This is a genomic window from Enterobacter cloacae complex sp. SYL003 (assembly GCF_049236925.1).
GTDB classification, from domain to species: Bacteria; Pseudomonadota; Gammaproteobacteria; order Enterobacterales; family Enterobacteriaceae; genus Enterobacter; species Enterobacter intestinihominis.
In genome coordinates, this window is the sequence record NZ_JBMKJK010000041.1 from 1 (window position 1) to 5,762 (window position 5,762).

At 59.9% G+C, this 5,762-nt stretch carries 4 protein-coding genes and 2 pseudogenes; 3 read left to right on the forward strand and 3 right to left on the reverse strand.

Going from position 1 to position 5,762, the window contains the following annotated elements; genetic code table 11:
* Nucleotides 1-82: 82 nt before the first annotated feature.
* From ACOT1A_RS24255 to ACOT1A_RS24265, 3 genes and pseudogenes are all read left to right on the forward strand, one after another.
* Nucleotides 83-148 (forward strand): annotated as a pseudogene (locus tag ACOT1A_RS24255) (helix-turn-helix domain-containing protein); the annotation flags it as partial.
* Nucleotides 149-150: 2 nt separating this feature from the next.
* Nucleotides 151-3,117 (forward strand): Tn3 family transposase, encoded by a 2,967-nt coding sequence (locus ACOT1A_RS24260; protein WP_042863651.1) that lies wholly within the window; start codon nucleotides 151-153, stop codon nucleotides 3,115-3,117.
* Nucleotides 3,118-3,195: 78 nt separating this feature from the next.
* Complete coding sequence (locus ACOT1A_RS24265; protein ID WP_000427619.1) at nucleotides 3,196-4,200, forward strand: IS110-like element IS5075 family transposase; 1,005 nt, start codon at nucleotides 3,196-3,198, stop codon at nucleotides 4,198-4,200.
* Between the two features lie 253 nt (nucleotides 4,201-4,453).
* Here ACOT1A_RS24265 and ACOT1A_RS24270 read toward each other — a convergent pair.
* From ACOT1A_RS24270 to ACOT1A_RS24280, 3 genes and pseudogenes are all read right to left on the reverse strand, one after another.
* Nucleotides 4,454-4,558 (reverse strand): annotated as a pseudogene (locus ACOT1A_RS24270) (Arm DNA-binding domain-containing protein); the annotation flags it as partial.
* A gap of 121 nt (nucleotides 4,559-4,679) precedes the next feature.
* On the reverse strand, nucleotides 4,680-4,904 hold the full coding sequence (locus ACOT1A_RS24275) for a hypothetical protein (RefSeq protein WP_000743213.1): 225 nt from the start codon (nucleotides 4,902-4,904) through the stop codon (nucleotides 4,680-4,682).
* Nucleotides 4,901-5,638, reverse strand: a complete 738-nt coding sequence (locus ACOT1A_RS24280) for a recombinase family protein (RefSeq protein ID WP_001446887.1) — start codon at nucleotides 5,636-5,638, stop codon at nucleotides 4,901-4,903. Before ACOT1A_RS24280 ends, ACOT1A_RS24275 begins: the two co-directional genes overlap by 4 nt.
* Between the last annotated feature and the right edge of the window lie 124 nt (nucleotides 5,639-5,762).

The following is a 5,762-nucleotide window of genomic DNA, read 5'->3' on the forward strand; positions in this document are numbered from 1 at the left end:
CGCCTGGTAAGCAGAGTTTTTGAAATGTAAGGCCTTTGAATAAGACAAAAGGCTGCCTCATCGCTAACTTTGCAACAGTGCCAAGCTGGCTCGTGAATTCGGAATCAGTCGCGAAACCCTGTATCAATACTTGAGAACGGATCAGTAAATATGCCACGTCGTTCAATCCTGTCCGCCGCCGAGCGCGAAAGCCTGCTGGCGTTGCCGGACACCAAGGATGAGTTGATCCGTCACTACACGTTCAGCGAAACCGACCTCTCCATCATCCGGCAGCGGCGCGGCCCGGCCAACCGGCTGGGCTTCGCCGTGCAGCTCTGTTACCTGCGCTTTCCTGGTGTCATCCTGGGCGTCGATGAGCCGCCGTTTCCGCCCTTGTTGAAACTGGTCGCCGACCAGCTCAAGGTCAGCGTCGAAAGCTGGGACGAATACGGGCAGCGGGAGCAGACCCGGCGCGAGCACCTGGTCGAACTGCAAACGGTGTTCGGCTTCCAGCCCTTTACCATGGGCCACTACCGGCAGGCCGTCCAGTTGCTGACCGAGATGGCCTTGCAGACCGACAAGGGCATCGTGCTGGCCAGCACCTTGATCGAGCACCTGCGGCAGCAGTCGGTCATTCTGCCTGCCCTCAACGCCGTCGAGCGGGCGAGCGCCGAAGCAATCACCCGCGCCAACCGGCGCATCTACGATGCCTTGGCCGAACCGCTGTCGGACGCGCATCGCCGCCGCCTCGACGATCTGCTCAAGCGTCGGGACAACGGCAAAACGACCTGGCTGGCCTGGCTGCGCCAATCGCCCGTCAAACCGAATTCGCGGCACATGCTGGAACACATCGAACGCCTCAAAGCGTGGCAGGCGCTCGACCTGCCTTCTGGCATCGAGCGGTCGGTGCACCAGAACCGCCTGCTCAAGATCGCCCGTGAGGGTGGCCAGATGACGCCCGCCGACCTGGCCAAGTTCGAGGCGCAGCGACGCTATGCCACCCTGGTGGCGCTTGCCATCGAGGGCATGGCCACCGTCACCGACGAAATCATCGACCTGCACGACCGCATCCTGGGCAAGCTGTTCAACGCCGCCAAGAACAAGCATCAGCAGCAATTCCAGGCGTCCGGCAAGGCGATCAACGCCAAGGTGCGGCTGTTCGGCCGCATCGGCCAGGCGCTGATCGAGGCCAAGCAGGCGGGCCGCGATCCGTTCGCCGCCATCGAGGCCGTCATGTCCTGGGATGCCTTCGCCGAGAGCGTCACCGAAGCGCAGAAGCTTGCGCAGCCCGAGGACTTCGATTTCCTGCACCGCATCGGCGAAAGCTACGCCACGCTGCGCCGCTACGCGCCGGAATTCCTTGCCGTGCTCAAGCTGCGGGCCGCTCCCGCCGCGAAGGACGTGCTCGACGCCATCGAGGTGCTGCGCGGCATGAACAGCGACAACGCCCGCAAGGTGCCCGCCGACGCGCCGACCGAGTTCATCAAGCCGCGCTGGCAGAAGCTGGTCATGACCGACACCGGCATCGACCGGCGCTACTACGAACTGTGCGCGCTGTCGGAGATGAAGAACGCGTTGCGTTCCGGCGACATCTGGGTGCAGGGGTCGCGCCAGTTCAAGGACTTCGAGGACTACCTGGTGCCGCCCGCGAAATTCGCCAGCCTCAAGCAGGCCAGCGAATTGCCGCTGGCCGTGGCCACCGACTGCAACCGGTACCTGAACGACCGGCTGACGCTGCTGGAAACACAGCTTGCCACCGTCAACCGTATGGCGACGGCCAACGAGCTGCCGGACGCCATCATCACCGAGTCAGGCTTGAAGATCACGCCGCTCGACGCGGCGGTACCCGACACCGCCCAAGCGCTGATCGACCAGACGGCAATGATCCTGCCGCACGTCAAGATCACCGAACTGCTGCTGGAGGTGGACGAATGGACGGGCTTCACTCGGCATTTCGCGCATCTGAAATCGGGCGACCCGGCCAAAGACAAGAACCTGTTGCTGACCACGATCCTCGCCGACGCGATCAACCTGGGCCTGACCAAGATGGCGGAGTCTTGCCCCGGCACGACCTACGCCAAGCTGGCTTGGCTGCAAGCCTGGCACATCCGCGACGAAACCTACGGGGCGGCGCTGGCCGATCTGGTCAACGCACAGTTCCGCCATCCCTTCGCCGAGCACTGGGGCGACGGCACCACCTCATCGTCGGACGGCCAGAACTTCCGCACCGGCAGCAAGGCCGAGAGCACCGGCCACATCAACCCGAAATACGGGAGCAGCCCAGGGCGGACGTTCTACACCCACATTTCTGACCAGTACGCGCCATTTCACACCAAGGTCGTGAACGTCGGCGTGCGCGATTCGACCTACGTGCTCGACGGCCTGCTGTACCACGAGTCCGACTTGCGGATCGAGGAGCATTACACCGACACGGCGGGCTTCACCGATCACGTCTTCGCCCTGATGCACCTCCTGGGCTTCCGCTTCGCGCCGCGCATCCGCGACCTGGGCGACACCAAGCTCTACATCCCGAAGGGCGACGCCGCCTATGACGCGCTGAAACCCATGATCGGCGGCACGCTCAACATCAAGCACGTCCGCGCCCATTGGGACGAAATCCTGCGGCTGGCCACCTCGATCAAGCAGGGCACGGTGACGGCCTCCCTGATGCTCCGAAAGCTCGGCAGCTACCCACGCCAGAACGGCCTGGCCGTGGCGCTCCGCGAGCTGGGCCGCATCGAGCGCACGCTGTTCATCCTGGACTGGCTGCAAAGCGTGGAACTGCGCCGCCGCGTGCATGCCGGCCTGAACAAGGGCGAGGCGCGCAATGCGCTGGCCAGGGCAGTGTTTTTCAACCGCCTGGGTGAAATCCGCGACCGCAGTTTCGAGCAGCAGCGCTACCGGGCTAGCGGCCTCAATCTGGTAACGGCTGCCGTCGTGTTGTGGAACACGGTCTATCTGGAACGGGCTGCGCACGCGCTGCGTGGCAACGGCCATGCCATTGATGACGCGCTGTTGCAGTACCTGTCGCCGCTCGGTTGGGAGCACATCAACCTCACCGGCGATTACCTCTGGCGCAGCAGCGCCAAGATCGGCGCGGGCAAGTTCAGGCCGCTACGACCGCTGCAACCGGCTTAGCGTGCTTTATTTAATGAGATGGTCACTCCCTCCTTCCCAGTACTATGCTGAGGACAGGCTTTCATTCGGAGAACCATCATGGAAAACATTGCGCTTATTGGTATCGATCTGGGTAAGAACTCTTTCCATATTCATTGTCAGGATCATCGTGGGAAGGCCGTTTACCGTAAAAAATTCACCCGACCAAAGCTAATCGAATTTCTGGCGACATGCCCGGCAACAACCATCGCGATGGAAGCCTGTGGCGGTTCTCACTTTATGGCACGCAAGCTGGAAGAGTTAGGGCATTTTCCAAAGCTGATATCACCGCAATTTGTCCGCCCATTCGTTAAAAGCAACAAAAATGACTTCGTTGATGCTGAAGCTATCTGTGAAGCAGCATCACGTCCATCTATGCGTTTCGTGCAGCCCAGAACCGAATCTCAGCAGGCAATGCGAGCTCTGCATCGTGTCCGTGAATCCCTGGTTCAGGATAAGGTGAAAACAACTAATCAGATGCATGCTTTTCTGCTGGAATTTGGTATCAGCGTTCCGCGAGGTGCTGCCGTTATTAGTCGACTGAGTACCCTTCTTGAGGACAGTAGTTTGCCTCTTTATCTCAGCCAGTTACTGCTGAAATTACAACAGCATTATCACTATCTTGTTGAGCAGATTAAAGATCTGGAATCTCAGTTGAAACGAAAGTTGGACGAAGATGAGGTTGGACAGCGCTTGCTGAGTATTCCCTGCGTTGGAACGCTGACTGCCAGTACTATTTCAACTGAGATTGGCGACGGGAAGCAGTACGCCAGCAGCCGTGACTTTGCGGCGGCAACAGGGCTGGTACCCCGACAGTACAGCACGGGAGGTCGGACGACATTGTTAGGGATTAGCAAGCGGGGCAACAAAAAGATCCGAACTTTGTTGGTTCAGTGTGCCAGGGTATTCATACAAAAACTGGAACACCAGTCTGGCAAGTTGGCCGACTGGGTCAGGGAGTTGTTGTGTCGGAAAAGCAACTTTGTCGTCACCTGTGCTCTGGCAAACAAGCTGGCCAGAATAGCCTGGGCACTGACGGCGCGACAGCAAACTTACGAAGCATAAAGGCAGAAATACACCAGTTTAAACAATCATTCATCTGGTTTTGCGAATACTGATATTGATGATACTAACGGCCCACCGGCCTGTTGAGGAACCTGTAAAACGGAAAGGCTCATTGAAGCCGTATATTTTCTGGAGGTTCATCAGGCGCGGAACTCATCGAGGCGCGGGAATAAAATCCCATTCAGACGCCGGATAGATTCAAGCAAGCCAACTTGTCGTCAAAATCGGTGTTGCAAAAACGGGAGTGACCATAGATTCCGTTTTCTGAGGCGACCCCCACATAGAGACCTTCCCGGTCATTCACTTTGTAGAGTTTGTCCCTGGGCTTGAGATTGCGCAGCTTGGTATCGGTCAGCATGTACCTTGTCCTTCTTCGTCTCCGATACCCACTCGATTGTAAACAAGCACACAAAACCCTTTAGTGACAACAATTTGCAAGAACTATCAGGCTCAGTGCCATGAAAAATACCATGACCAGATCATGAGGTTGAACACGGCTTGCGCCGGCAGCGTTCACGCTCCTGGTCGGCGATCTCGCCCGGCTGCAATGCTAGCTCAGCATCGGTCATGCGCTCCAGCACGTCGCGTAGGCGGATGGTGCAAGGAATGGGCGGCAGCTCGAACTCATAGCCGCCGGCGATCATTTCGGCCGCAATCTCCTCGGTGATGAAAAACGGCTCGTCGTCTTGGTTCGGCTTCTTCATGCCCTTTCCTCCTGGCGCTCATCCTGGCCGACAGCGGCCAGGGCATCGGCTTCCGTCAATGCGTCCTCCACGAACGCGCCGTGCTGCTTCGCTTCGGCCTGGCTGACCTCGGCCCATATCCGTTTCACCTGGGCCGCACTGTACCCGGCCAGCTCGGCGGTCTTGTTGATGCTGTAGCCGGACTTGCGCAGCGCGACAACTTGGGCGCGGCGCTTCGGATCAGCACGGCGGCCCTTGTACCGCCCGGCCTGGCGGGCCAACTCAATGCCTTGGCGCTGGCGTTCGCGCCTGTCCTCGTAGTCGTCGCGGGCCATCTGCAAGGCCAGGCGAAAAAGCATGATCTGCACGGCTTCCAGCACGATCTTGGCGACGCCCTGGGCCTCGGCCGCCAGGTCGGATAGATCGACCACGCCAGGGACGGCCAGGCTTGCGCCTTTGGCCTGTATCGAGGCCACCAGGCGCTCGGCCTCGGGCAAAGGTAGGCGGCTGATGCGGTCGATCTTCTCGGCAATGACCACCTCGCCGGGCTGTAGGTCGCCGATCATGCGCAGCAGCTCAGGCCGGTCGGCGCGTGCGCCGGATGCCTTCTCACGGTAGATGCCGGCGACGTAGTAGCCGGCGGCCTTCGCGGCCGTAGTGATCGCCTCTTGGCGTTCCAAGTCCTGCGCGTCGGTGCTGACGCGCAGATAGACCCGCGCCACCATCGGCGCGGCTACTGGCTTCGTCCTGCGCATACTTGCGGGCTCCTTTGGGCATACGCAAAGTGTCCGGTCATGCTACCCCCGGCCAAAAAGGCCGTCATGCGATTTATCTTGGCCGGGTCGTTATTGGCGGGTCTAAATGGCCGCTCCGTGGATC